The following is a 24,333-nucleotide window of genomic DNA, read 5'->3' as shown; positions in this document are numbered from 1 at the left end:
CAAAAGACACTCAACTCCTACAGAAAGAAGGGGAAAGAAAGTGTCTATAGCGCAATGGAATAAACATGGTTAACTTTATAAAAACAATCATTCTTTAACAAATAAACACTAATTAGTGAAAAAATGTTAAAGTAGAACAGATAATCTAATAGAAAATGCTTTCTTTTTTCTTCAATCCGTATTAAACTCATTCTATTAGAAAAAAAGCGCGTCTATCCAAAGTTGTCGTGCAATTATCTTTAAATACATAAATATTAGGGATTTTCTAAAATAGCATTTGTGCTATTTTTTCTACATATCCCATACTTGAAGGAGTGAAGATTTTGGCAATCGAAAAAGAATTTCCAATGACATTAGCAGGTAAAGAAAAATTAGAACAGGAACTAGAACAACTAAAAACAGTAAAACGTAAAGAAGTAGTGGAACGTATTAAAATCGCCCGTAGTTTCGGTGATTTATCCGAAAACTCTGAGTATGATTCAGCAAAAGAAGAACAGGCTTTTGTAGAAGGTCGTATTACTACAATTGAAAATATGATTCGAAATGCAAAAATTATCTCTGAGGATGAGTTGGACCGTGATACAGTTTCTCTAGGTAGTTCGGTTACTTTTATTGAACTTCCAGATGGTGAAGAGGAAACGTATACAATCGTTGGTAGTGCAGAGGCAGATCCATTTGAAGGGAAAATTTCTAATGATTCACCGATTGCGAAGAGCTTAATCGGGAAAAAAGTTGGAGATAAAGTAAATGTACAAACTCCAGGTGGAGAGATGAATGTACAAATCGTTTCAATTAAATAGGCTGTTTTCTAAATGATTGTTGTTTTTTCAATAGGAGAAAAGAATTAGTTGAAAAAAATGGAGCAGGCGGAATACACGTAGACTCATGGGGGAATTAGCGAGACAGGTGAAAGTAGCTTGTGATGCCTGAAGAGGTTAAAAGCTTGCCCTACGAAAAGCGAAGTGTATTCAATCTGCGTTTTATAGCAATAATCAATACGAAAACACCTAGAATAAAAAGTTATCTTGTTTTTGTTTATAAATAAAGCACCTCGTCAACACTCTTGATGAGGTGTTTTTTATATGTGGAGAAAAAGAATAGTTGGCATTGGTATCGTTTTTTTACTTGCCTTATGTGTTTTGCTTGGACGATTAATACAAGTGCAATTAGTAGAGACAAATCATTTTACAAAGCACAATATTAATTTGGTGGAAGCAAGCGTAAAGCAAAGATCACAGGAAATGCTGTTGGACAATGGCAGGGGAACTTTTCTTGATAAAAATGGAGATTCGCTTACACATCAGACAAAATCTGTTTTAATATTATTTCCCTTTTTAAATAAAATGGAATGGAATAGCAAAAAAGTAGCGGATATTATTGGGACTAGTGAATACAATGTAAAGAAAAGTATTATAGATGCCAAAGATCCAGTAGTCTTTGGAGGTAAGAACCCTTTAGAATTAACAAGCAGCCAGATGTCTGCAATTAATCAATTGAAAATTCCAGGTGTATTTGCTGCCGAAAAAAAATTTCATATTAATAACAATATCGCTGAACAATTACTCGGTATAACGGGACAAAATGAAGAGCAATTACAAAAGCGATATCCAGATAGAGAGCTTGTAGGCACAACATTAATTGGCTTAACAGGATTGGAAAGAAGTTTTGATGAATTTCTTTTGCCAGATGGGGAATCAAAACTTGTTTATCATGTCGATGCGAAAGGTGGACCACTTTTTGGATTGAATGTTAAATACGTGGAACCAGCAAATCCTTTTTATCCTGTTAATATTCGAACTACAATTGATACAGAACTACAGGAGATGGCTGAAAAATTAGTTGATGAACAAGGTATAAAGAAGGGTGGACTAGTACTGTTGAATCTTGAGGATAATACTGTTGCGGCAATGGTTTCTAGACCACAGATAAATAAAACAAATCCATACCAGACAGATGGAGTAAATAACTACATGCTAAAACAGCAGATAGTTGGATCTGTGTTTAAGACCGTCATCGCAGCGGCAGCGATTGATAATAAATTAGATGACGCCAATACGCAGTATGATTGTAGTAAGAAGATTAATGGAGAGCAAGACCCGAATTATCAGCATGGAATGCTGAATTTTACAGAAAGCTTTGCGGTTAGCTGTAACAACACATTTGGAACATTGGCGAAAGACTTAAAAGAGATAGATGAAAATTTACTGGAGATATATGCCGAAAAATTATCTTTAACAAGCTTGGTTGGTTGGCAGGGAAGTATCTTTCATTCAGCAGAATTTCAACAGTTTAGTGGAGAAGAAAAGGGAAGAGTGTTTCTCAACGAGGAAGCAAAAAAGGATAAAAACTATGTTGCTTTAACTGGAATTGGTCAACATGAGGTTCGTGTTACACCGTTAGCTGTGGCGAATATGATGGCGACGATTGCAAGAGGAGGTACGAAAGAAAGTGTACGAGTTGTCTCAGATATTCAATACAAAAATGGCACAACCTTATACTCTTTTGACAGACAAGAACTGGACGGAGAGAAGATTTCCCCCTATACTGCTTCAAGATTGCAAAAGCTGTTAAGAGAAGTTGTCACAAACGAAAAAGGGACTGGTAGATGGTTCCAGGATCTACCTTTTGAAGTTGCAGGTAAATCAGGGACTGCAGAAACAGGTGTTTTGAAAGAGGGAAAGCAGCTTCATAATAAATGGTTTGCAGGATACTTCCCATTCGATAATCCTAAATATGCATTAGTAACGGTGAATCTAGATGTTTACTCGGACGAAGGTGGAGTAAATCAGCTTTTTGCAGAGGTGGTAAAAGGGGTTTATGAAAAGGAGCAAAAGTCCGCTCAATAGTAGACATATATGGTTCTTGCTTTTCTAAAAGTACACTACCATGTTAAAATAGGTACAGTGAAAAAATAATCGTTTGTATTTAAGGATATGGAAAGTCAATAGGAGGAGAAACACCTTGAGTAAAGAGATAAATGATGAAGGTAGAACAAGATATCAACAACGTTCCAAAAGAAAGAAAACAAACTTTATTCTAAATGGATTAATTATTGTCGTTATTCTACTAATAGTTTTCGTATCTTATTCTATTTTTCATACAAATGATGAAAAAAATGCTGATAAAAATAAAGATAGTGATACGAAAACTGGGCAACAGGCATCTGGTGATAAAGAAACAGCTAGTTCAACAACTGGATCGGATAATACAGATGAAAATACTACTACTGAAGAGGAAGAGGAAGAGGAATCAGAAGATGGAGAAGTCGTCACAGAAGGCGGCAGTGACTCTAATGTCATTAAAACGATAGAAAATTCTTCCTGGCAGCCAGTTGGAACAACACAAACGGGTGAACATGTTGCCTCTTATTCAGAAGGTGTAGATTGGAATGAGCAGATAAAAGCATTGTCCTATGCGACTGGTTTAGATAGCGGGAATATGACTTTGTGGTTCCTCGGCAACAATAATCAAGATCCACATAAATCCATTGGAACCGTATCATCCAAGGACAAATCTGAAAAATATAGAGTGTATATTGAATGGGTTGATGGAAGTGGATGGAAACCGACAAAAGTAGAAGAAATAAAAGACTTGAATATTCGGTAAAAAAGAGCTGGAGAAATAATCTCCAGTCAGTTTGTCGATAAAAAGATTTTTAAAAACTTAAATGGAATTTTCATGCGTTGCTTGGAGTGGAAGGGGGGAGACTCCTGTGGTATCAGCGCGAGCCCCACGGAAAGCGAACCCCTGAAGCGGAAAGCAAAAGCAAATCCCTATTCAAAGGGACTAATAAATAAATTATAGATAAACCTCTATTTCTAAAATTCAGGGGTTTGTCTACAGGCTGGCTGGAGAAATAATCTCCAGTTTTTTTGTTTGTTTTTAATAACTTTTCTTCACTTTGAAATGAACCACCGCTGTATAATAAGGTCGACCATTATCTAATATAGTGACTTGATGGGAGACGGAATGAACAGAAAGTAAAATGGCTTTATTCACTTCAATTTGTTCATTGATTTTTTTCTCAATTGTCTTCAGACTCTCCCCTTCAAAAAATTCCACTTTATCCTCTATCATTTCTAATTGGATATTCATGCTTCAAACTTCCTTTCTTTCTAACAGTAAAATTATCATACCATAAGCACATAATGGAATAATAACAAAATAGATAAACAGATGGAATAATTATTGCAAAATAGGGAATAAACTTACTATTTAGTATGAGTAAAATGTTTGTGGGAGAATAAATATCCTTTTTGTCTAGTTGGGGGACTCGTCCCCCAACTAGACAAAAAGGCCACCAAGCGAAAGCGCGGTAGCTGGAAAAAATTAAGTATTAAAAAAGAGAGCTTCCTTTTGTAAAGTAGAGTTTGACTAGAATACTACGAAAAGGAGAGGCTCTCATGAATCAATGTAACACAAAAATGCCATCATTAAAAGAATTGGAAAAAACTTTATTTCGAACACTACAAATGACCTTTCAAGAAATCCTTGTTCAAACATTAGAAAATTGGGATCTAGAGATTGCTCAGCAACGAGACAAAAGAAGATTTGCTTTACGAGATAAACGAGAAATACGAGTAGATACAGCGTTTGGAGCAGTGGAGCTGAAGCGTAATTATTATTTCGATCGTGTAACCAAAAAATATATTTGTCTGTTAGATCATTATTTACAGTTTCAAGGGAATAAAGGGTTTAGTCCACTATTAGAAGAATGGGGGCTAGAATTAGCGACAAATGGTTCCTCCTATCGAAAGGCGGTGGAAACGTTCGAACAATTTTTAGGCTATTCGGCGATGAGCCACGAAGCATTACGGCAACATCTTCTTCATACAAGCGTACTTCCCGCTAAGGAAAAACGTCCTTTTCAAAAGGTGTTGTTTGTCGAAGTAGATGGATTATATGTGAAGAGTCAAGAAAAGAAAAAGCGTGGATGGGAGTTGAAATTCGCCGCTGTACATGAGGGATGGAAAGAAAACGGAAAGCGAGTCAGGCTCCGAAATAAAAGGCATTTTCTCTATGAAGAAAAAGAACCCTTTTGGGAAGCTTTTGAAACATTCTTACAGAATCATTATGCGTATGATCCAACCCAAACCTTGCTTATTATTAATGGCGATGGAGCAGGCTGGATAACGGCATGTCGGGAGTATTTTCGGGAACGCGCCTTTTTCACCATGGACCGTTTTCATGTCGCTCGTTCGATGAAGCAACTAATGAAGAGCCATCCTCGATACCGCTACATGAAAAGAGCGTTAAAAAACTACCAGGTAGAAACATTACTTCTAGAGTTGAATAGCGCAGTAGGAACAATGGATACACCAGAAGAAGAAGAAAAACTAGCGCATTTCCTCGGCTTTTTAACGCATCATCAGGAAACCATAAAAGATTACCGTAGTTGGTTACAGGAGAAAGGCGTGGACACGACAGCGTATCGTCCAATGGGAAGTGCAGAAGCAATGATGAATCAATTAGCCAAACGATTAAAAAATGGAAGAGCATGGAGCAAAAAAGGCGTCATGAGCATGGCACGTTTGTGGATTGGGTTGAAGGATGATCTATCTATCCAAACGATATATGGAAAATGGGAAAAAGCCACGGAAAAATCAAAGAAAGAGCATCGACCGAAAAGAAAAATACCCACAAAATTAGTAACAGAAACCGTGCGTCAGAACATGCCATACTTAAATCAAGCGATTGGAAAACCCGTTCACTTTGCCTTACAGGGATTAAAAGGTTTTTAAAAAATGAGAGAATCAACAGTTGGAAGAACAAAACCAATTGGAAAGCGGATACAAACTTAGAGGTTTTACTTTATAAAAAAGGGAGCTAAAAAAACTCCCACAAAAACTTGACTCAATCTACTATTTAAAGATTCTTGATTAGAAAAAGGAAGATATGATAAATTAAGAACAAGTAATATTAAAAACCATAGTATACTTATAGGAATTATATATATTTAAACAACAGGGGTGCAAAGCTATGGGAAAAGAGTTCCTTGAGATATTTGAACAATGGGCTGATTCTTATGATGACAGTCTTACGAATAACAAAGAGTATGAAGCAGTTTTTCACCATTATGATCATATTTTAAATAATGTAGCAGAACGTTCCACTGGTCATGTTGTCGAATTCGGACCTGGTACAGGAAACCTTACACTAAAATTGATTGCAAAGGGTTTAAAGGTTACTGCAATTGAACCATCACCTGCTATGAGAAAGTTGGCGAAGGAAAAAATCGGTGCAAAGGCACAGTTAATAGAGGGTGACTTTCTTCAATTTAAGTTAGATAGTAAACCAGATACATTTGTAAGTACCTATGCATTTCATCATTTAACCGATCAAGAAAAAGAAGAAGCGATTAAACAGTATAGTAATCTTCTACCTATAGGTGGTAAAATAGTGTTTGCTGATACTATGTATGTCACAAAAGAAGCGTACAACCAAGCAATTCTAGATGCAAGTAAAAAAGGGCAGCATAATTTAGCAGAAGACTTACAGAGAGAATATTATACAACAATCCCCATTCTAACAGAACTCTTAGAAAAGAATGGTTTTACTACACATTTCAAAAAGATGAATGATTTTGTCTGGATTATGGAAGGGGAAAAAATAAACGAAAGAGGTTAATGAATTGAAAATCGCAATAATCGGTGCAATGGAAGAAGAAGTAACTTTATTACGCGAAAAAATAGTAAATAAGAAAGAACACACAGTCGTTGGATTTCAATTTATTGAAGGCGAATTATTTGGAAAAGAAGTTGTCTTACTTCGCTCAGGTATAGGGAAAGTCAATGCAGCGATGAGTACCACAATTCTTCTTCAAACATTTAAGCCAGATTATCTCATTAATACTGGTTCAGCAGGAGGGTTGAATCCTGAGCTAGAAGTAGGAGATGTTGTCATTTCGAATGAAGTGCGTCATCATGATGTAGATGCTACTATTTTCGGCTATGAATACGGGCAAGTCCCACAAATGCCAGCAAGTTTTAAGGCAAATGAAAAACTAATTGCTGTTGCAGAACAAAGTGCAAAAGAAATTGGTAATCATACAGTAGTAACAGGATTGATTACAACTGGTGACTCGTTTATTAATCAGCCAGAAAAAGCAGCGTTTATAAAATCGAAATTCGAAAATCTGCAAGCTGTTGAAATGGAAGCAGCAGCCATCGCTCAGGTTGCCTATCAATACAATATACCATTTGTAATTATACGCTCTTTATCAGATATTGCTGGGAAGGAATCCCATCTATCTTTTGACCAATACTTAGAAAAAGCTGCTGTACATTCAGCAAATTTAGTAATGGGAATCGTTGATAAAATTTAAGGTTGTTTTCTTCTAAAGGATTGTTGTTTTTCCATCGAAAAAAAGAATTAGTTGGAAAAATGGAGCAGACTGAATACACGTAGACGCCACGGGGATTAGCGAGACAGTCTGAGACCCCGGAGGCTCAAGGTTAGCCCCACGGAAAGCGAAGTGTATTCCGGCTGCGGGTAAGCGCAACAAACTTTACGAAAAACAGCCAAATTTAAAAAGAGATAAAGAAGGGGAGTATTTCGCCCTTCTTCATCTCTAAACACTAGTAAATCACTAAGAATAGTTGGAACGGAAGTAATTTATGGATGGAACGAAATTTCTTGTAAATAAGGTAAGAATAAAAGGGGGGTGTAGAGTTTGAATGTTTATCAGAATGTACATCAATTAATTGGTCGTACACCTATGGTTGAACTTACTCATTTTTCATTACCTGAAAATGTTCGTATATTTGCCAAATTGGAATTTTATAATCCAGGTGGAAGTATAAAAGATAGACTAGGATATGAATTAATTCAAGAAGCATTGCAGAGTGGAAAACTTGCTGAAGGCGGCACGATTATCGAACCTACTGCGGGGAATACGGGAATCGGGTTAGCACTTGCATCGTTAAATACAGGTATAAAGGTAATTGTTTGTGTACCTGAGAAGTTTAGCCTGGAAAAGCAAGAGATAATGAAAGCGTTGGGAGCAGAAATTATTCATACACCAACTTCATTAGGAATGAAAGGTGCAATCGAAAAAGCGAAAGAACTGCAAGAACAAATTCCTAACTCTTATATCCCAGGACAATTTGAAAATGAGGCAAATCCTAATACGTATTATAAAACACTCGGTCCGGAAATATGGGAGCAATTAAATTATCAAGTTGATATATTTATCGCTGGTGCTGGCACAGGCGGAACCTTTATGGGAACGGCTCGGTATTTAAAAGAACAAAATCCAGGTGTTAAAGCAGTAATAGTAGAACCAGAGGGCTCTATTTTAAATGGAGGGGAAAGTGGCCCGCATAAAACAGAAGGAATTGGGATGGAGTTTTTACCAGCATATATGGATAAAAGCTATTTTGATCAAATTTATACTGTTTCTGATGCAGATGCCTTCCATTATGTAAAGCTTGTAGCCAAAAAGGAAGGTCTGCTTGTAGGCAGTTCCTCAGGAGCAGCTTTATATGCCGCTATACAAGAAGCTAAGAAAGCAAAAAGTGGCAGTAATATTGTTGTAATTTTCCCTGATTCTAGTGATCGTTATATAAGCAAGAAAATATTTGATGGAGGAATTTAAATGAAAAGAAAAACGAAATTAATACATGGTGGAGTTCCAGGAGATCCTCATACTGGTGCAGTTAATGTTCCTATTTATCAAGTAAGCACATATAAACAGGACGGAATTGGAAATCATAAAGGCTTTGAATATTCTAGAACTGGAAATCCTACTCGTCATGCTTTAGAAGAGCTCATCAAGGATTTAGAAGAAGGAAAAAGGGGTTTTGCTTTCAGTTCTGGTATGGCAGCTATTACTGCGGTTATGATGCTATTTAAAAAGGGAGACCATGTTCTATTAACAGACGATGTGTATGGTGGAACTTTCCGTGTTATGACAAAGGTGTTAAATAAGTTTGGTATAGAGGCCACCTTTATTGATACAAGTGATATAAGCAACATTCATGAGGCTATAAAAGAAAATACAGTAGCGCTATATATAGAAACGCCGACGAATCCATTATTAAAAATAACAGACATAGAAGCAGCATCTCGTGTTGCCAAAGAAAATGGATTATTAACGATAGTAGACAATACTTTCTCTACACCTTATTGGCAAACTCCACTAACATTAGGGGCAGATATTGTTCTTCATAGCGCAACGAAGTATCTGGGAGGCCATAGTGATGTAGTATCAGGCTTAGTTGTTGTTAATGATGAAAAATTAGCTGAAGATCTTCATTTTGTGCAAAACTCAACAGGTGGAGTGTTAGGACCACATGATTCATGGCTCTTAATAAGAGGGATGAAAACACTAGGAATTCGCATGGAGGAGCATGAAAGTAATACAAAACAAATTGTAGCTTTTCTAGAAGAGCATGCTGCCATTTCAAAAGTATATTATCCAGGACTTCCTGCTCATCCGAATCATGAAATAAGCAAGAAGCAAGCACTTGGATTTGGTGGAATGGTAAGCTTTGATGTAGGAAGCGCAGAGAACGCTGATAAGCTTTTAGAGAAAGTTAGATATTTTACGCTTGCTGAAAGCTTGGGAGCTGTAGAAAGCTTAATTTCAGTGCCTGCGAGAATGACGCATGCGTCTATCCCAGCAGAAAGAAGAGCGGAGCTTGGTATCACAGATGGACTTGTAAGAATATCGGTTGGCTTAGAAGACGTAGAAGATTTAATCGAAGATCTAAAACAGGCATTACAATAATAATAGACAAGAGATTTACAGATAGTGCATCTATTTGTAAATCTCTTTTGTTTGATGGATACTTAGTTGCGGAGATCGCTGTATTTTCCATAATATCGCAATTTAGCTATTGATTTCATAAAGCTTATTCTTCTATTCCTATGTTATGGTAATTATATAGTTTACTAGGAAGTAGGGGAAGAAATGGAGAAAAAGATGAAAATCTTAACGGACAAAATATCTGATTATCAGCAATTCGGCACCGTTTTATTAGCAGTTGGAGCGTTTTTTTATATAGGAATAATCATTCCGAAAATGGACAAGGTAGCTGGTTATAACATTGGAATGCTCATTACTTCGATTCTTTTCTTAAGTGCTTCGATTTTATTTTTGGGTAAAGCTAAGAAATTAAAAAAACTTTTGGATGAATGGAAAGAATCATAAGTTAGATTTAAAGGGGATTTTAGCCATAATCTTTCTGGATGTAGAGAATAAGGGGCTGCGGGCAATAGCAACAAACTTCATAGAAGCAGATATAACAAAAAAACTTGAAAAATAGTGTGAAATGTCCATTTTTTCAAAAAGAGGTTTACAAAAATGGCATCGAAGGATATAATTACCAATGTGAGAACAAAAAAATTCTAAGGAGGTTGAATAAAATGGTCAGAAATTTACCAGAATTAAACAGTGTAGTAGTAATTAAATATGTAACATACACGAATTCAACCACTTCGGAATGGGATTTGTTATCTTAGTTTTATTTTAACTAAAATATTCCAACCGCTGGGTAGTCGTGTCCTGCGGTTTTATTATGCCTTTTTTTGAACCGCAGATCAGTCTATTTGCGGTTTTTTTGTGCGCTCACGAGAAAAATATACCATTTATGGAAAAAAACGAAAATTAGGAGTGGGAAATATGACGTTAAATCTAATTTTTCTAACGGTAACGATTAAGAAAAAGCAGTATACAAACGCAGAGTGGTTACAAGAGATGGAAATGGAGAAGAGAATGGAGGAAAATCGTAGAAAGCTGCATGAAATTGGCTATTTAAACCATAGGTTGTAAAAAAATTCACTCTTGGGAGGTGAAGACATGACCTTAAATATTTTCTTTATTACAATAACTATTAACTTGAAAAAGTGGAGTGAAGAAGAACATGCTCATTTACAGGAAATCGAGCAAATATTCGAAGAAACAAAAAACAAGCAAATTCGTTCTGGGTATTTTTCTCGAATCAATTACTAACATCATAGGTGGTGATAATTATGACGATAAATATGTTATTTTTTACAATTACTGTACATCAAAAACAAATGACTGAAGAAGAAATCATTCATCAGCAAAATATTGAAGAAATTATGGAAGAAAATAGAAGGAAACAGTTTTCTATGATGCATTTCTAATAAAAATATAGATAAAAAGGAGAGGTGGATAAAAATGTTTTTGATCATCTTGCAATGTCGACAATCAATCTTATGGGCGGAGAAAGATACTGACTAACTTAGGGGTTTGAATGAACAACCTGCACGAATGAAGCGCTTATGAGGAAGCAATCTTCTATCGATAAAAAAGAATTACAGATAAAAACAAGCAGCGGGCTAAAATAAAAACCCGCTGCTTGTTTTTTCTCTTATTTTTTAATATAGCGGTATTCCAACAATCGATTTAAATCATTCATTTGCTCCAGTAATTTTTGACCTACATTTGTTTCTAATACCTTTTTGCGTTGTAACTCTCTATCGACTACTCTTTTTACAGACAAGACATCTGTACCATTTTCTAAAACATCTTCCTTTGAAGTAAAGCGCTTATGTGCAACCAATTGCATGCCATAAGAGTTATATAATAAAGTGTAGCCTGCGATTCCTGTTTTTGATTGATAGGCTTTGGAGAAACCACCATCAATAACAATCATTTTCCCATTGGCTTTAATTGGGTTTTCTCCATTGATCTCAGCTACGGGTGTATGCCCGTTAATAATATGTCCTTGATCAGGATTTAGCCCAAATTCTTCTAAAATGTGGCGACATACCTCTTCGTTTTCTCGCAAGGAGTAATAAGGATTCTTTTTCTCTTTATGGATTTCCTTTTCTTTAATAAAATACCGCTCGAATGTAGTCATGTCTTTTTTGCCAAATAACGAGGAATTTTCACCAGTCCATAAATACCAAACTAAATCTGTTGCAAAGTCATCCGATATTTCAGGATGATTAAAGCTATAGCGTAAATAGTATTCAAATAGATCAAATAATTCCTTTCCGCAATAATCTTTTCCATCAATGCGCATCGTTTTCATCGTTCCATCTTCATTTAAAGGAATACAACCATGGATTAATAAATTGCTGTTATATCTTAAGTATAGATTCCCCTTATTCATAAGAAAGTGAATGTGCCTTGCAAGTTTCTCTGAATGCTGGATCGAAAAAAGCAGCTTATCCATGACTTGTTCTTCTTCTTTTAATAGCTTTGAAGGATCTTTTGGATTAATTGTATTAAAACAAATATTTTCTAGTGAATAATTTTTTTCGTTTAAATCAATGGTATTATTCTCGTAATTAATTTTTTCTAAAAGTAGACGGTGGTGCATTTGGAAATCAGGACGTCTTTTGATAATAGGCATTTCTAGTTTAAATTGAATGATGGAAATAGCTTGATGGATTTTTGTTATTTGTAAAATATTTTCTTCTGAGTTTTCTTCTTTTTTGGCATTCATTTTTGGACGAAAAGCTTTATTATCGTTATAATATTTATTCGCTAAATTTAAGAGTGGCCGTAAGTTTATACCATATGCATCCTCGATAATATCTAAATTATCATATCTTGCACAAATACGAATAATATTAGCAAGACAGACTTTTGACCCTGCAAATGCACCAATCCATAGAACATCATGATTCCCCCACTGTATATCCACGGAGTGATACTCCATTAATGTTTCGATGATTTTATCGGGGTAGGGTCCTCGGTCATATATATCTCCAACGACGTGCAAATGATCAACAACTAGTCTTTGTATTGTATAGGATAGGCCGATAATTAATTTATTCGCTTGTCCTAAAGAAATAATTCTGTTAATGATGCTTGAATAATAATCGGTTTTATTATTTAATTCATTTTTCTCATACAATAATTCTTCAATTATGTAAACAAACTGCTGTGGCAACGCTTTTCTCACTTTGGAATTTGTATACTTGGAAGATGCATAGGATACTAGGCGAATCATCCTTTCGATCGTATCAGCATACCAAGTATCCAGTTCTGTTGTATGTATAAATGAATTTACTACTCTTTTTAGCTTTTCTTCTGGATAATATACCAATGTTGCAAATTCATCGATTTGCGTTTTGGAAAGCTCGTCTTTAAATAAATCGCGAATTTTTTCCTTAACATTTCCAGAACCATTTCTTAAAACATGTTGAAATGCGTGATACTCTCCATGCAGGTCACTGACAAAATGCTCGGTCCCCTTTGGAAGATTGAGTATGGCATCTAAATTTATTATTTCAGTAACCACTTTTTCTTCAGAATCATACTTTTCTGTTAGTAAATCCAAATATTTAGTATCCATTTTGTTTGTCCACCCCCATGTAATAGAAAAAAGCTATCAATATATGTATTATACAAGGAAATAATGAGAATTTTGTATTCATTTTAAAATAATTGGAAAATTATTCATTGTTTTTTGTATCCATAGAAAATAATTAAATAGAAGTTTATCGATTTTGTGCTTCTTGATATTACCCAAAGCAGATAGTGAATAAACCAAAATAAAATAGATTTTCCAAAGTTTATTGTCACTTGGACATGCAAAACCACCTCACTTTTTACATAGTAATGAAGTATAGGCAATTGTCCTTGAATGTGGAGGTGGAAAGATGACTGGAATCTTGTTGTCGCTTGGAGCTTTACTCAAAGAATTGGTTTTTCTTGTGTCCTATGTTAAGAACAATGCATTTCCCCAACCATTATCAGCGAGTGATGAAAAGAAATATTTACGATTGATGGCTGAAGGTGATTCGCATGCGAGAAATATGCTAATAGAGCATAATTTGCGTTTAGTTGCCCATATTGTGAAAAAATTTGAAAATACAGGGGAAGATTCAGAAGATCTAATTTCGATTGGAACAATCGGTCTCATAAAAGGGATAGAGAGTTTTTCAGAGGGAAAAGGAACAAAATTAGCTACTTATGCCGCTCGCTGTATTGAAAACGAAATACTTATGCATCTTCGAGCTTTGAAGAAAACAAAAAAAGATGTTTCTCTTCATGATCCAATTGGTCAAGATAAGGAAGGAAATGAAATCAGTCTTATAGATGTACTAAAATCAGAATCGGAAGATGTTGTAAATACGATACAGTTAAATATGGAGCTCGAAAAAGTAAAAGAATATATTGATGTATTAGATGAAAGAGAAAAAGAAGTGATTATCGGAAGATTTGGTCTCGATTTAAAGAAGGAAAAAACACAAAGAGAAATTGCGAAAGAACTAGGAATATCGAGGAGCTATGTTTCGCGAATAGAAAAGAGAGCCTTGATGAAAATGTTTCATGAATTCTACCGGGCCGAAAAGGAAAAAAAGCGAAAAAATGAATAACAATTTTACATAAGAATGTTAACAATATGCATTCTTATGAGGATCGTTTTGCATAAAAAACATCATAAACTAATAGAAAATCTAGTTGAAAAGGCGAGAAGGATAAAAGAGCAGCTTAGTCGATTGGTTCGTATCTTTGACTAAGCGGCTTATTTTATCTTTTATACTTTGCGTAATGTATGTATTCTGTGTTGTCGGTAGCTACGGTTTTTACTACTTCTCCTTGCCGATTTTTGTAAATTTCATATTCTCGGTAAACTTCCACTATAAACCCATCCACTTCTTTTGTCTCATCTAATTTATATTCAAGATCAGGAGCACCAAATATTTCACTGGCATTACTGGAAACCTCTTGCTCTTCATTTGTAGATCCATAAAAGAGAACTTGATTTTTATTAATTTTAGCAGTTGGAGTTTCTATGTAAGCAATAAAACCCAATAAGATGATAATGGATATTAAAGAGATTTTTTTCACCTTTTCTCTCCTCCTTCCTTACATTGTATGCATGTCCTTTTAAAGTATGCGAATAAGTAAAGGGTGGAGAACGAAAGAATTGGAAAATTTAATCATTTTTAGATTACGAAAATCATAGGGTTAAAAAGGTACAGGCCCTCCAAATATTTTTATAAGGAAAAAATGAATTGCCTCAAAAAATTTTTGCATCTCGTAAATATTTTAAAATATTTGTAATATAAATGAAATATAAAGTAAAACTTCCGTCAGTGGGCAGATCCTTTTTCCCCCACTGATGGTTAGTTGAACCAATCGGACCTTTACGAACAGTTGATCTCCCACCTATTTTCCTCGTATTCTCCTAAGCTTGAGGGGGAGTCTTACTGTCCGTTAAGAGTGTGGGATAACGTTGATGCAAAACGGAAGGATTAGAGCTTATTGAAGGGGTTGAAGACCAGTGTTTATAAGACACATACTATTCTTAACATTATTGATATCTTTGCTTACCACCACTTGGCCAACGCATGGTATGGAGGATAAAGCAAGCACACATCATGATGAATTCAATTATTCCATGTCTGAGCTAAAAGATACAATAAGAAATATACAAAGCAAAGCTGACATCAACTCCAATCTAGGCATGAAGCATGAAGTAGTTAGAGGTGATATGTACAACAATGTTGTATGGAGATTTGATTTGGGTTCGCAACCAACGTATCAATTTGTTTCGGAAAATGACAGCATCGATATGGAAGGTTTGCAAGAAAGAACGATCAAGTATATCGTATTTTTAAGTTTTGGGGAAGACGAGGAAACGATTATTAGTAAATCCATTTACTATTGTGATGAGAATGGTGCTATTCATGAAGTGAAATATATTGAGAATATAGAAAGGGAGAATATTATTTTGCCGCCAAGCAAGTAATAAGAGAATCGGCGTAAAGCTTGCCTTTACTAACGTAGGTTTATGCCTAAAAAGAGAACCATTTTCTTTGCAACTTAATAGTATAAGAATAATAATGTGTGATATATGGGCTTTAAAACAAGCGATTTTTCACCACCTTACTATACTATTAGAAAGGTGGTGAAAAGCATGGTGAAAATTTTTATCGATCCTGGCCATGGTGGATCTGATTCTGGAGCAGTAGGAAATGGATTACAAGAAAAAAATATTACATTAATGATTGCTCAACAGATTAGAAATATTCTTCAGAATGAATATGAAGGAGTAGAAATTCGGATGAGTCGTAATGGCGATTCAACGGTAAGCCTGGCAGCAAGAACGAATGCCGCCAATAACTGGAATGCTGATTTTTTTCTTTCAATTCATGTTAATGCAGGTGGTGGTACTGGCTTTGAAAGTTATATATTTCCAGGAGTTGGTGCACCAACATCAACTTATCAGAATGAGATTCATGAAGAAGTAATTGCTGAGACCAGATTTAACAATAGAGGAAAGAAAAGTGCGAATTTCCATGTATTGAGAGAAACAATCATGCCTGCGCTGTTAACAGAAAATGGATTTATTGATACAGCAATAGATGCTAATCAGTTAAAAGACAGCAATTTCATTACAAAGATTGCTAGAGGGCATGTCAACGGATTAGAAAGCGCTTTTTCCCTTCAGAAAAAACAAACTCAGTCTCCGATATACCGTGTACAAATCGGAGCTTTTAAAGTAAAAGAAAATGCCGAAAAAACAGCATCTCAAGCAAGTGAAAAAGGGTTTGACACTGCTGTTTTGTTTAGAGACAACCTATTTAAAGTACAAATTGGAGCATTTAGTAATAGAAATAATGCGGAGCGATTAGCACAAAGAGCAAGGGAAGCAGGATTTAATGCGTTCATTACTAGTTAGAAGAAAGAAGAAGTAATCGGCGAAAGTAGGAAAATTGCTAGAAAATAGGACAATTGCCTAAAACATTAGGAACAAAATAAGAATATTTTATAGAAAGAGAGGAGGAATTTTAATGGTTGGTTATGGATATTCGAATCAAGTACCACCCGCTGTTCCACTTGGAGGAATAGGACCTGCGCCAGTTGGATATGGTGGTGCCCCTTATCCAGCATATGGAGGAGTATATGGTGGAGCTGGTGGTTTCTGGTACGCATTCTTAATCATTCTATTTATTGTTATTATTCTATTTTGGGGTTTTTGGGCATTTGGCAGTTATTATCGGTAAGTAAAAAAGAAAGAAGAATAGGCAAGCATATATTTTTTTGATAAAAGTTATTAGTGCTACTAAAATAATGGACAATACATGCAAGCTTTCAGTCATTTTTAGTTGTTAATGAGCATCTTGATTAAAATCGGGGTGCTTGCTTCTTTTAGTCTGAAAAATTTTACTATTTTCATAGAAATAATGGAAATAGTTCGATAATCAAACTATAATGGCATAGTAGTAATTAAAGGAAGGAGCTTGAGTATAGTGTACATTAAAAAATATCAAGAAACATGGGATTTAGAAGGATTATTTCCTGGAGGCAGTGATTCCTCAAAGTTTAGAGAGCATATTGCCATTTCAATAGATGAAATTGATAAATTGTCAACATATGTACATAAGTTTGAGCCATTAAAAGAAGAAGCAGAGGTAGAGGCTTTACGGGAAATTGTAGGACAGTTTGAGATCGTGGTAAAAAAAGTAAGACAAGCAGGTGCCTTTGTCAGTTGTTTAGAGGCACAGAATATGGAGGATAAAGAAGCGAGTACACTAAGAGGGAGAGTAACAGAACTAAGTACTTCGTTTCAAAATGTATTAACTATCTTGGACGGAAAATTATCTTTATATAGTGACATAGAATGGGATTCTTTATTTAAAGGTAACGATCTGGAAGAACTTTATTTTGTACTGTCGGAAAGAAGAACAGCTGCAAAAGAAAAATTATCAGAAGTAGAAGAAACACTCATAAATAAATTAAGTGTTGATGGATATTATGGCTGGGGCCAAATGTATGATACCATTGTTGGAAAAATCCAGATTCCTTTTGAGGAGGAAAATTTATCTGTTGGACAAGCAGCAAATAAATTTTCAAGTCCTGAGCGCATGGTTAGAAAAAAAGTGTTTTCAGAATGGGAAAAAGCATGGGATGCAAATGGTGAAGTGCTTGCAAAAACATTAAACCATTTAGCTGGCTTTCGATTGAATGTTTATGGTATGAGAGGCTGGAGTAGTTTTTTGAAAGAGCCGTTAGCCATTAATCGTATGCAAGAAGAAACATTACAAGCGATGTGGAATGCTATTGCAAAAAATAAACAGCCGTTTGTACAATTTTTAGATAGAAAAGCCAAACTGTTAGGATTAGAGAAATTAAGCTGGTATGACTTAGATGCACCGCTTGGAAAGGTAGAAACAAAAATGTCGTACCAAGAAGGTGCTGAATTTATTATTAAGCACTTCGAACAATTTGGCGCTGAGATGGCCGCTTTTGCAAAAAAAGCGTTTGAAGAGAGCTGGATTGAGGCAGAAGATAGAAAAGGAAAAAGACCAGGAGGCTTTCACACCTATTTTCCAGAAAGTGCTCAGTCACGTATTTTTATGACGTATTCTGGTACTCCCTCCAATGTCTCGACATTAGCCCATGAATTAGGTCATGGCTTTCATACTTACGTAATGAGGGATATGCATACATTAAATAGGAATTATGCGATGAATGTGGCTGAAACAGCGTCTACATTTGCAGAGATGATTGTGTCAGATGCGGCAGTAAAAGCTGCTTCAACAGAAGAAGAAAAGGTAGTATTATTAGAAGACAAAATACAGCGCTCCATAGCATTATTGATGAATATTCATGCGCGCTTTCTTTTTGAAACAAGCTTTTATGAAAAACGCCAAAATGGTCTAGTTTCTAAAGAACAACTAAATTCGTTAATGCTGGATGCACAAAAAGAAGCATATGGAGACTCCTTAGAGGAATATCATCCATCTTTCTGGGGTTCAAAATTACATTTTTATATTACAGGTGTACCTTTTTATAATTTCCCTTATACATTTGGTTTCCTATTTTCGCTTGGAATTTATGCAAAGGCAATTGAGGAAGGTAAGGGGTATGAAGAGAAGTATATTGCTTTATTAAAGGATACAGCAAGCATGACGGTGGAAGAGTTGGCATATAAGCATCTTCAAATTGATTTAACGAAAGAAGATTTTTGGAATAGTGCGATTGAGCTTTGTATAAAGGATGTAGAAGAGTTCTTGGCACTAACCAACGAATAGATATTAAGTGGTGTGTTCGGACCAAAATAAGGGCAATGGACGCCTTTAAAAAGTTATCAAAAGTAAAGAGACCACATAACAGCTTCTTTAAGCAGTTATGTGGTCCTCAGAATTAATCTATCGCCTTATAAAAAGGATAAATTGTTTGTTAAATTTTTCTCCACTTAAAACTCCCAATCATTAATACTGAAAGAATGAGCATCAGAAATAAATAAATGTGTGGAGGGATGAAAGCAAACCATAGACAGCTAAACGTTAAGATACAACCAGCAGCCGTAATTGGTAAGCCTGTAAAAAAGCCATGACTTTCAGTAATATTAAATCGAGCTAATCGAAAAGCGCCACACACAATATAAAGCACTGTAAAAAAAGAGCCTGGTGCCCCCAAATCAAATAGTACCCCTTGATATACTAATAATGCTGGTGCTACCCCAAATGAAATGATATCGCTCATAGAGTCCAGCTGTTTGCCAAGTTCTGATTCAATATTAAATTTTCTGGCAGTCATTCCATCAAGTCTATCTGCTAAGGCGGCGATAAAAATAAGTAATAGACTTAATTGAAGATGTCCCTTTAAACTATAGATAATTGCAAAAGCACCTAAAGAAATATTCGTTAAGGTTAAAACATTAGCCAGTTGAGTTTTAATTTTCTTGATAGTTTGTTCTAAAACTCCATGTAGAAACATTAGATTCACTCCCAGTATGAAATGAATTTCATACAACTATTTTATATAATCATATATAATTTTAATGTAGTATATGAATATCCGTAAAGAAAAATTTTATTTATTGGAGGATTGCTTCATTGAAAGAAACAATGTATCGACTTTGTATTGAACTAACAAACGGAAGATGGAGTTCCTATTTAATTAAGAAATTTGCTTATTCTAGATGGAGCCGTTATATTATTCCTTCCTTTGCAAAAGTTTATAAAATAAATATAGATGAAATGGAAAAACAGCTACATGAATATCGGTCATTACACGAATTTTTTATTAGAAAATTAAAAGTCAATTGTAGAAAGGTAGATGCGGAGACTCGAGAAATCATAAGTCCTGTTGATGCGGTAATTGAAGATATTGGGCAAGTAAGGACGGATCGTTCTATTTTAGTGAAAGGAAAATCGTATTCGATTCATGAAATGCTTGGTGATGAAAAAACGGTTGATAAATACGTAGGTGGGACGTATCTCATATTTTATTTAAGTCCTAGTCATTATCATCGAATTCACTGTCCTGCAACAGGCTTAGTAAAAAAGCGTTGGACGCTTGGAAGTAAATCGTATCCTGTTAATAAATATGGTTTAAAGTGGGGGGATTCGACCCTTTCTAAAAATTATCGCTCTATAACTGAAATCCAAACAGAAGAAGGAAGTAGTATTTGTATGGTAAAGGTTGGTGCGATGTTTATTAATTCTATCGTACTAAGCCATAAAAAAGACCGCTTAGTACAAGGTGAGGAAATGGCCTATTTTTCCTTCGGCTCGACCGTTGTGTTACTATTTGAAAAAAATACATTTATAGAGAAGGACTTTATTTCTATACCGTATCCGGTTAAAATAGGGGAGGTTATCGGCGAAATTAGGGAATTGGATGCTTCAAAGGCTCAATGAGAATTTCTATTCCGTGTGGGCTAAAATGGAAAAAGATAAGCACACATTGTTTGTTTGGATGGCAGGCTTGCCTTGTTTTGAAAGTGAATTTATTATGTACAAGGAAGAGACAATCAAATATCGTTAAAAACAAAAACAGCCTGCAATTAAGGCTGTTTTCAAATGTATAGATGGCTCATATTATTCTTTCATTTAAGAGGAGACTTTTATCTTGTTGCTTAGAGAACGTCGGTGAATCTCTGTTTCGATGAGACGAATAAATTCAGGGCTTAAGTTTAGTTCCCGAGCTTTATGGTATGACTCGATCAATAATTCATCTGACAGTTTCCGCATGCCAGAAACACCTCCATTCGAATATAGTAAGAACATTTTCTAAAAAACATATATAAATGTAATTATCTTCAATGCTGAAAAAGGTTTTTGTGCTTTCATGATGAAATAACTTTTAAAAAAGTGCGTAGTATACATACTAGATGTACAATTTCGACATTATTTTTTGAGAAACTTGCTTGTCCAACATGATTATTCATGGAGGAAGCACTTTTTGATTTAGTTCCTTTTTCTGCGTGTTAATCTTGGAAGTTTTTTGGATATTATAATGTATCCTTACTTTAACAAAAATAAACATAGAGAACAACTGTTCGTTTATCCACAATAGTTAGTGGATAACCTGTGATTATTTTGTTGAGAAGTATGTGGATTGCATATAAATCAATGGGTATTATGTGTATAATGTTATCCACAAATGTTGAAAAATGCGTATTTTGTCGAAAATTATTTTATTTTTATTAAAAAAAGAATGGATATGGTATCTTCTTTAAGCGGAAAAACGGTATAATATTACTTTCTTCTATCGAAAAAAATGGTTACCATAATAATAGTAGGACATTCTGGTTAAACAATAGAAATGAGAGAGTTAAGAGGTGTTTTTTAAGTGTTCAATCAATTTTTGCCAAATCAATTTGTTAAAAATATATTTGAGATTTCACCAGAAAGTTTAAAAGAAAAAGGGATTAAGGGGATTATCACGGATTTAGATAATACGTTAGTAGAATGGGATCGCCCGCTTGCGACGCCGCAAATTATTGAATGGTTTGCAGAAATGCAGAGAAATGACATTAAAGTAACAATTGTTTCCAATAATAAAGAAACAAGGGTTAAGTCTTTTTCTGATCCATTGCAAATTCCTTTTATCTTTGCTGCCCGGAAACCACTTGGCCGAGCTTTCAAAAAAGCTATCATGCAAATGAATATTAAAAAAGAAGAAACAGTTGTTATAGGTGATCAATTATTAACAGATGTTCTTGGTGGAAACAGAAGTGGATTTCACACCATTTTAGTAGTTCCTGTTGCTCAAACAGATGGGTTTATGACAAGGATCAATCGGAAAATTGAAAGAAGAATTTTAAATTGGTTTCGTAGAAACGGAAAATTGACTTGGGAGGATTAATACGTGACAGAAAGAATACATTGTATAGGCTGTGGAGTTGCCATTCAAACGGAAAATAAGGATGAATTAGGGTATGCACCTCCTTCTTCTCTAGAAAAGGAAGAAGTAATTTGTCAAAGATGTTTCCGTTTAAAGCATTATAATGAAGTACAGGATGTTTCTTTAACAGACGATGATTTTTTAAAGATTTTAAATGAGATTGGAAAAAGTGATAGTCTAATTGTAAAAATAGTCGATATTTTTGATTTTAACGGCAGCTGGCTCCCTGGTCTCCACCGTTTTACAGGAAAAAATAAAGTTTTACTAATTGGAAACAAAGTCGATCTTTTACCAAAATCGGTGAAACAGCAAAAAGTTATTAATTGGATGAAAAAAGAAGCGAAGGATTTAGGGCTAAGACCGGAAGATGTCTATCTTGTTAGTGCGGAAAGAGGCAAGAACATCAAAGAAGTATTAGAAGCCATTGAATATCATCGTCATGGAAAAAATGTGTATGTAGTTGGTTGTACGAATGTAGGGAAATCGACATTTATTAATCGAATCCTTAAAGAGGTTTCTGGGGAAGAAAACGTGATTACTACTTCCCATTTTCCTGGTACGACATTAGATATTATTGAAATACCATTATCCGACAGTAAGTATTTAGTGGATACACCAGGAATTATTAATCATCACCAAATGGCTCATTTTGTAGATAAAAAAGATTTAAAAGTTATTACTCCGAAGAAAGAAATTAAATCGAGAATTTTTCAATTAAATGATAAACAGACACTATTCTTTGGTGGACTAGCTAGGTTTGATTTTGTAAAAGGAGAACGCAGTAGTTTTGTATGCTATTTTTCTAATGAGATAACGATACATCGTACGAAATTGGAAAATGCAGATGAATTATATAAAAAGCATGCAGGAGAGCTATTAACGCCGCCAAATAGAGACCATTTGGATGATTTCCCAGAGCTAGTTAGACATGACTTTTCTATAAAAGAGCCAAAGACGGATATTGTTTTTTCAGGACTGGGGTGGATAACGGTTAATGAACCGAATATACAAGTATCGGTTTATGTACCAAAGGGAGTTCACGCTATGCTGCGTAAATCACTGATATAAGTGAGCAGCAAAGTTTTTTATAAAAGGGGAAAGGGAGAGAGCTGCTTAAATGAAGAACTATGCAGTAATTGGCGATCCAATTCAACATTCCATGTCACCGGTCATGCACAATGATCTTTTTCAATTTTATGGATTGGATGCTGAAATGAAAAAAGTGCATATAAAAACGGAAATGCTTGAAGTGGGATTGCAAAGTTTAAGGGACATGAATATAGATGGCTTCAATGTTACTGTACCGTATAAGCAAGCAATCATTCCCTATTTGGATGAGCTAGACCCACTGAGTGAAGCAATTGGTGCTGTTAATACGGTAGTTTGTGAAAATGGAAAGTGGATGGGGTATAATACGGATGGAGAAGGATATCTAAAAGGGCTTTTAGAACAACTACCTGATTTGAAACAGAGAAGAACATTGATTGTTGGGAGTGGCGGTGCTGCAAGAGGCATTTATTTTACATTGGCTCACTATGGGGTACAACAAATAGATATTTGTAATCGTACACTAGTAAAAGCAGTTGCCTTAAAAGAGGCATGTCCTTTTCCGGTAAAAACCAATATAATGGAAGTTGCCTTAGCGGAAAAAATGCTTGGCGAATATGAACTTATTATACAAACCACTTCTATTGGAATGTCTCCGAAAATAGGTGCTTCGCCCATTAAAATGACTAATTTGAAGAGGGAAGCATTTGTAAGTGACATTATCTATAATCCATTGGAAACAAAAATATTAAGTGAAGCGAAAGCCAGAGGGGCAAAAACTCAAAATGGCATTGATATGTTTGTATACCAAGGAGCTTTAGCATTTGAGAGATGGCAAGGTTTTTTTCCAGATACAGACAGAATGAGATACAGTGTTTTAACACAACTAGGAGGATAAACATGTTAAGAGGTAAGCAAAAAAGATTTTTACGAGCAAAGGCACACCATTTAAGTCCTATTTTTCAAGTGGGAAAAGGTGGCGTTAATGACAATATGATTAAGCAAATTAGTGAAGCTTTAGAAGTAAGAGAATTATTAAAAATAAGCATTTTGCAAAATTGTGATGAAGATAAAGATACGGTTGCAAGTGAATTAGTAAATGGAACGAAGAGTGAACTAGTTCAAATTATTGGAAATACAATCGTTTTATATAAAGAGTCTAAAGAAAACAAAACGATAAATTTACCATCTTAAATTGGTAGAAGAGGCGA

The 24,333-nt window shown here is 35.0% G+C and carries 27 protein-coding genes; 22 read left to right on the top strand and 5 right to left on the bottom strand.

Going from position 1 to position 24,333, the window contains the following annotated elements; genetic code table 11:
- The first annotated feature begins 323 nt into the window (after nt 1–323).
- The 3 genes from greA to HHU08_RS16365 all read left to right on the top strand — a co-directional run bounded on the left by greA (nt 324) and on the right by HHU08_RS16365 (nt 3,606).
- Entirely contained in the window at nt 324–800 is a 477-nt protein-coding gene (greA, locus tag HHU08_RS16375) for a transcription elongation factor GreA (protein ID WP_016202916.1), read from the top strand.
- Nucleotides 801–1,082: 282 nt separating this feature from the next.
- Nucleotides 1,083–2,846, top strand: coding sequence for a peptidoglycan D,D-transpeptidase FtsI family protein (locus HHU08_RS16370; protein ID WP_016202917.1), 1,764 nt, complete (start codon nt 1,083–1,085; stop codon nt 2,844–2,846).
- A gap of 115 nt (nt 2,847–2,961) precedes the next feature.
- Complete coding sequence (locus tag HHU08_RS16365) at nt 2,962–3,606, top strand: YrrS family protein (RefSeq protein ID WP_169188870.1); 645 nt, start codon at nt 2,962–2,964, stop codon at nt 3,604–3,606.
- 276 nt (nt 3,607–3,882) lie between these two features.
- On the opposite strand, the gene HHU08_RS16360 is transcribed toward HHU08_RS16365, so the two are convergent.
- The gene (locus HHU08_RS16360) at nt 3,883–4,095 is read right to left on the bottom strand and encodes a YrzA family protein (protein ID WP_016202919.1); all 213 of its coding nucleotides are present in this window, start codon (nt 4,093–4,095) and stop codon (nt 3,883–3,885) included.
- Between the two features lie 308 nt (nt 4,096–4,403).
- Between HHU08_RS16360 and HHU08_RS16355 the strand changes: the two genes are divergently transcribed.
- The 9 genes from HHU08_RS16355 (at nt 4,404) to HHU08_RS16315 (ending at nt 11,112) form a co-directional block, all read left to right on the top strand.
- Nucleotides 4,404–5,741: an ISLre2 family transposase gene (locus tag HHU08_RS16355; protein ID WP_100525934.1), complete on the top strand. Its 1,338-nt coding sequence runs from the start codon at nt 4,404–4,406 to the stop codon at nt 5,739–5,741.
- Nucleotides 5,742–5,979: 238 nt separating this feature from the next.
- Complete coding sequence (locus HHU08_RS16350; RefSeq protein ID WP_169188869.1) at nt 5,980–6,627, top strand: class I SAM-dependent DNA methyltransferase; 648 nt, start codon at nt 5,980–5,982, stop codon at nt 6,625–6,627.
- A gap of 4 nt (nt 6,628–6,631) precedes the next feature.
- A complete protein-coding gene (mtnN, locus tag HHU08_RS16345; protein ID WP_169188868.1) occupies nt 6,632–7,324 on the top strand; it encodes a 5'-methylthioadenosine/S-adenosylhomocysteine nucleosidase in 693 nt (230 codons plus the stop codon).
- Nucleotides 7,325–7,672: 348 nt separating this feature from the next.
- Complete coding sequence (gene cysK, locus HHU08_RS16340) at nt 7,673–8,596, top strand: cysteine synthase A (protein WP_169188867.1); 924 nt, start codon at nt 7,673–7,675, stop codon at nt 8,594–8,596.
- Complete coding sequence (locus HHU08_RS16335; protein WP_169188866.1) at nt 8,597–9,730, top strand: bifunctional cystathionine gamma-lyase/homocysteine desulfhydrase; 1,134 nt, start codon at nt 8,597–8,599, stop codon at nt 9,728–9,730. It begins immediately after the preceding gene.
- 183 nt (nt 9,731–9,913) lie between these two features.
- Nucleotides 9,914–10,153 (top strand): YrhC family protein, encoded by a 240-nt coding sequence (locus tag HHU08_RS16330; protein ID WP_016202924.1) that lies wholly within the window; start codon nt 9,914–9,916, stop codon nt 10,151–10,153.
- Between the two features lie 471 nt (nt 10,154–10,624).
- Complete coding sequence (locus HHU08_RS16325) at nt 10,625–10,774, top strand: YrzI family small protein (protein ID WP_169188865.1); 150 nt, start codon at nt 10,625–10,627, stop codon at nt 10,772–10,774.
- Nucleotides 10,775–10,801: 27 nt separating this feature from the next.
- The gene (locus tag HHU08_RS16320) at nt 10,802–10,954 is read left to right on the top strand and encodes a YrzI family small protein (RefSeq protein ID WP_016202926.1); all 153 of its coding nucleotides are present in this window, start codon (nt 10,802–10,804) and stop codon (nt 10,952–10,954) included.
- 20 nt (nt 10,955–10,974) lie between these two features.
- Complete coding sequence (locus tag HHU08_RS16315) at nt 10,975–11,112, top strand: YrzI family small protein (protein ID WP_101730779.1); 138 nt, start codon at nt 10,975–10,977, stop codon at nt 11,110–11,112.
- A 227-nt stretch (nt 11,113–11,339) separates the two neighbouring features.
- On the opposite strand, the gene HHU08_RS16310 is transcribed toward HHU08_RS16315, so the two are convergent.
- The gene (locus tag HHU08_RS16310; RefSeq protein WP_169188864.1) at nt 11,340–13,277 is read right to left on the bottom strand and encodes a fructose-1,6-bisphosphatase; all 1,938 of its coding nucleotides are present in this window, start codon (nt 13,275–13,277) and stop codon (nt 11,340–11,342) included.
- Between the two features lie 307 nt (nt 13,278–13,584).
- On the opposite strand from HHU08_RS16310, the gene sigK reads away from it, so the two are divergent.
- Nucleotides 13,585–14,304: an RNA polymerase sporulation sigma factor SigK gene (gene sigK, locus HHU08_RS16305; RefSeq protein ID WP_016202929.1), complete on the top strand. Its 720-nt coding sequence runs from the start codon at nt 13,585–13,587 to the stop codon at nt 14,302–14,304.
- Between the two features lie 154 nt (nt 14,305–14,458).
- Here sigK and HHU08_RS16300 read toward each other — a convergent pair whose 3' ends face one another.
- The gene (locus HHU08_RS16300) at nt 14,459–14,779 is read right to left on the bottom strand and encodes a hypothetical protein (protein WP_016202930.1); all 321 of its coding nucleotides are present in this window, start codon (nt 14,777–14,779) and stop codon (nt 14,459–14,461) included.
- A gap of 436 nt (nt 14,780–15,215) precedes the next feature.
- Between HHU08_RS16300 and HHU08_RS16295 the strand changes: the two genes are divergently transcribed.
- The 4 genes from HHU08_RS16295 to HHU08_RS16280 all read left to right on the top strand — a co-directional run bounded on the left by HHU08_RS16295 (nt 15,216) and on the right by HHU08_RS16280 (nt 18,972).
- Nucleotides 15,216–15,683, top strand: coding sequence for a hypothetical protein (locus HHU08_RS16295; protein WP_169188863.1), 468 nt, complete (start codon nt 15,216–15,218; stop codon nt 15,681–15,683).
- Nucleotides 15,684–15,851: 168 nt separating this feature from the next.
- The gene (locus HHU08_RS16290; RefSeq protein ID WP_016202932.1) at nt 15,852–16,616 is read left to right on the top strand and encodes an N-acetylmuramoyl-L-alanine amidase; all 765 of its coding nucleotides are present in this window, start codon (nt 15,852–15,854) and stop codon (nt 16,614–16,616) included.
- Between the two features lie 112 nt (nt 16,617–16,728).
- Nucleotides 16,729–16,941 (top strand): hypothetical protein, encoded by a 213-nt coding sequence (locus HHU08_RS16285; RefSeq protein WP_016202933.1) that lies wholly within the window; start codon nt 16,729–16,731, stop codon nt 16,939–16,941.
- Nucleotides 16,942–17,187: 246 nt separating this feature from the next.
- Nucleotides 17,188–18,972 (top strand): M3 family oligoendopeptidase, encoded by a 1,785-nt coding sequence (locus HHU08_RS16280; RefSeq protein ID WP_169188862.1) that lies wholly within the window; start codon nt 17,188–17,190, stop codon nt 18,970–18,972.
- A 148-nt stretch (nt 18,973–19,120) separates the two neighbouring features.
- Here the strand turns inward: HHU08_RS16280 and pssA are convergent, their stop codons facing one another.
- The gene (gene pssA / locus HHU08_RS16275; RefSeq protein ID WP_016202935.1) at nt 19,121–19,660 is read right to left on the bottom strand and encodes a CDP-diacylglycerol--serine O-phosphatidyltransferase; all 540 of its coding nucleotides are present in this window, start codon (nt 19,658–19,660) and stop codon (nt 19,121–19,123) included.
- Nucleotides 19,661–19,779: 119 nt separating this feature from the next.
- On the opposite strand from pssA, the gene HHU08_RS16270 reads away from it, so the two are divergent.
- A complete protein-coding gene (locus HHU08_RS16270; RefSeq protein ID WP_169188861.1) occupies nt 19,780–20,586 on the top strand; it encodes a phosphatidylserine decarboxylase in 807 nt (268 codons plus the stop codon).
- 192 nt (nt 20,587–20,778) lie between these two features.
- On the opposite strand, the gene HHU08_RS16265 is transcribed toward HHU08_RS16270, so the two are convergent.
- Complete coding sequence (locus HHU08_RS16265; RefSeq protein ID WP_016202937.1) at nt 20,779–20,919, bottom strand: sporulation histidine kinase inhibitor Sda; 141 nt, start codon at nt 20,917–20,919, stop codon at nt 20,779–20,781.
- A gap of 601 nt (nt 20,920–21,520) precedes the next feature.
- Between HHU08_RS16265 and HHU08_RS16260 the strand changes: the two genes are divergently transcribed.
- Genes HHU08_RS16260 through yhbY form a run of 4 tightly spaced genes read left to right on the top strand, consistent with a single transcriptional unit; the run spans nt 21,521 to nt 24,316 of the window.
- Nucleotides 21,521–22,036 (top strand): YqeG family HAD IIIA-type phosphatase, encoded by a 516-nt coding sequence (locus tag HHU08_RS16260; protein WP_016202938.1) that lies wholly within the window; start codon nt 21,521–21,523, stop codon nt 22,034–22,036.
- 3 nt (nt 22,037–22,039) lie between these two features.
- On the top strand, nt 22,040–23,143 hold the full coding sequence (yqeH, locus tag HHU08_RS16255) for a ribosome biogenesis GTPase YqeH (protein WP_016202939.1): 1,104 nt from the start codon (nt 22,040–22,042) through the stop codon (nt 23,141–23,143).
- Nucleotides 23,144–23,192: 49 nt separating this feature from the next.
- A complete protein-coding gene (aroE, locus tag HHU08_RS16250; protein ID WP_169188860.1) occupies nt 23,193–24,020 on the top strand; it encodes a shikimate dehydrogenase in 828 nt (275 codons plus the stop codon).
- A 2-nt stretch (nt 24,021–24,022) separates the two neighbouring features.
- Nucleotides 24,023–24,316, top strand: coding sequence for a ribosome assembly RNA-binding protein YhbY (yhbY, locus tag HHU08_RS16245; RefSeq protein ID WP_016202941.1), 294 nt, complete (start codon nt 24,023–24,025; stop codon nt 24,314–24,316).
- The last annotated feature ends 17 nt before the right edge of the window (nt 24,317–24,333 follow it).

It is taken from the genome of Niallia alba (assembly GCF_012933555.1).
Lineage (GTDB): Bacteria > Bacillota > Bacilli > Bacillales > Cytobacillaceae > Niallia > Niallia alba.
This window is presented reverse-complemented; position numbering and strand designations above follow the sequence as displayed.

Excerpts from the sequence above, each read along its gene's own strand:
- HHU08_RS16330 (WP_016202924.1), top strand. The coding sequence starts at position 9,914 with ATGGAGAAAAAGATGAAAATCTTAACGGACAAAATATCTGATTATCAG.
- HHU08_RS16360 (WP_016202919.1), bottom strand. The coding sequence starts at position 4,095 with ATGAATATCCAATTAGAAATGATAGAGGATAAAGTGGAATTTTTTGAA.
- HHU08_RS16355 (WP_100525934.1), top strand. The coding sequence starts at position 4,404 with ATGAATCAATGTAACACAAAAATGCCATCATTAAAAGAATTGGAAAAA.
- HHU08_RS16315 (WP_101730779.1), top strand. The coding sequence starts at position 10,975 with ATGACGATAAATATGTTATTTTTTACAATTACTGTACATCAAAAACAA.
- yhbY (WP_016202941.1), top strand. The coding sequence starts at position 24,023 with ATGTTAAGAGGTAAGCAAAAAAGATTTTTACGAGCAAAGGCACACCAT.
- HHU08_RS16265 (WP_016202937.1), bottom strand. The coding sequence starts at position 20,919 with ATGCGGAAACTGTCAGATGAATTATTGATCGAGTCATACCATAAAGCT.
- sigK (WP_016202929.1), top strand. The coding sequence starts at position 13,585 with ATGACTGGAATCTTGTTGTCGCTTGGAGCTTTACTCAAAGAATTGGTT.
- HHU08_RS16320 (WP_016202926.1), top strand. The coding sequence starts at position 10,802 with ATGACCTTAAATATTTTCTTTATTACAATAACTATTAACTTGAAAAAG.
- HHU08_RS16285 (WP_016202933.1), top strand. The coding sequence starts at position 16,729 with ATGGTTGGTTATGGATATTCGAATCAAGTACCACCCGCTGTTCCACTT.
- HHU08_RS16310 (WP_169188864.1), bottom strand. The coding sequence starts at position 13,277 with ATGGATACTAAATATTTGGATTTACTAACAGAAAAGTATGATTCTGAA.
- HHU08_RS16370 (WP_016202917.1), top strand. The coding sequence starts at position 1,083 with ATGTGGAGAAAAAGAATAGTTGGCATTGGTATCGTTTTTTTACTTGCC.
- HHU08_RS16290 (WP_016202932.1), top strand. The coding sequence starts at position 15,852 with ATGGTGAAAATTTTTATCGATCCTGGCCATGGTGGATCTGATTCTGGA.
- pssA (WP_016202935.1), bottom strand. The coding sequence starts at position 19,660 with ATGTTTCTACATGGAGTTTTAGAACAAACTATCAAGAAAATTAAAACT.
- HHU08_RS16335 (WP_169188866.1), top strand. The coding sequence starts at position 8,597 with ATGAAAAGAAAAACGAAATTAATACATGGTGGAGTTCCAGGAGATCCT.
- aroE (WP_169188860.1), top strand. The coding sequence starts at position 23,193 with ATGAAGAACTATGCAGTAATTGGCGATCCAATTCAACATTCCATGTCA.
- HHU08_RS16350 (WP_169188869.1), top strand. The coding sequence starts at position 5,980 with ATGGGAAAAGAGTTCCTTGAGATATTTGAACAATGGGCTGATTCTTAT.
- HHU08_RS16325 (WP_169188865.1), top strand. The coding sequence starts at position 10,625 with ATGACGTTAAATCTAATTTTTCTAACGGTAACGATTAAGAAAAAGCAG.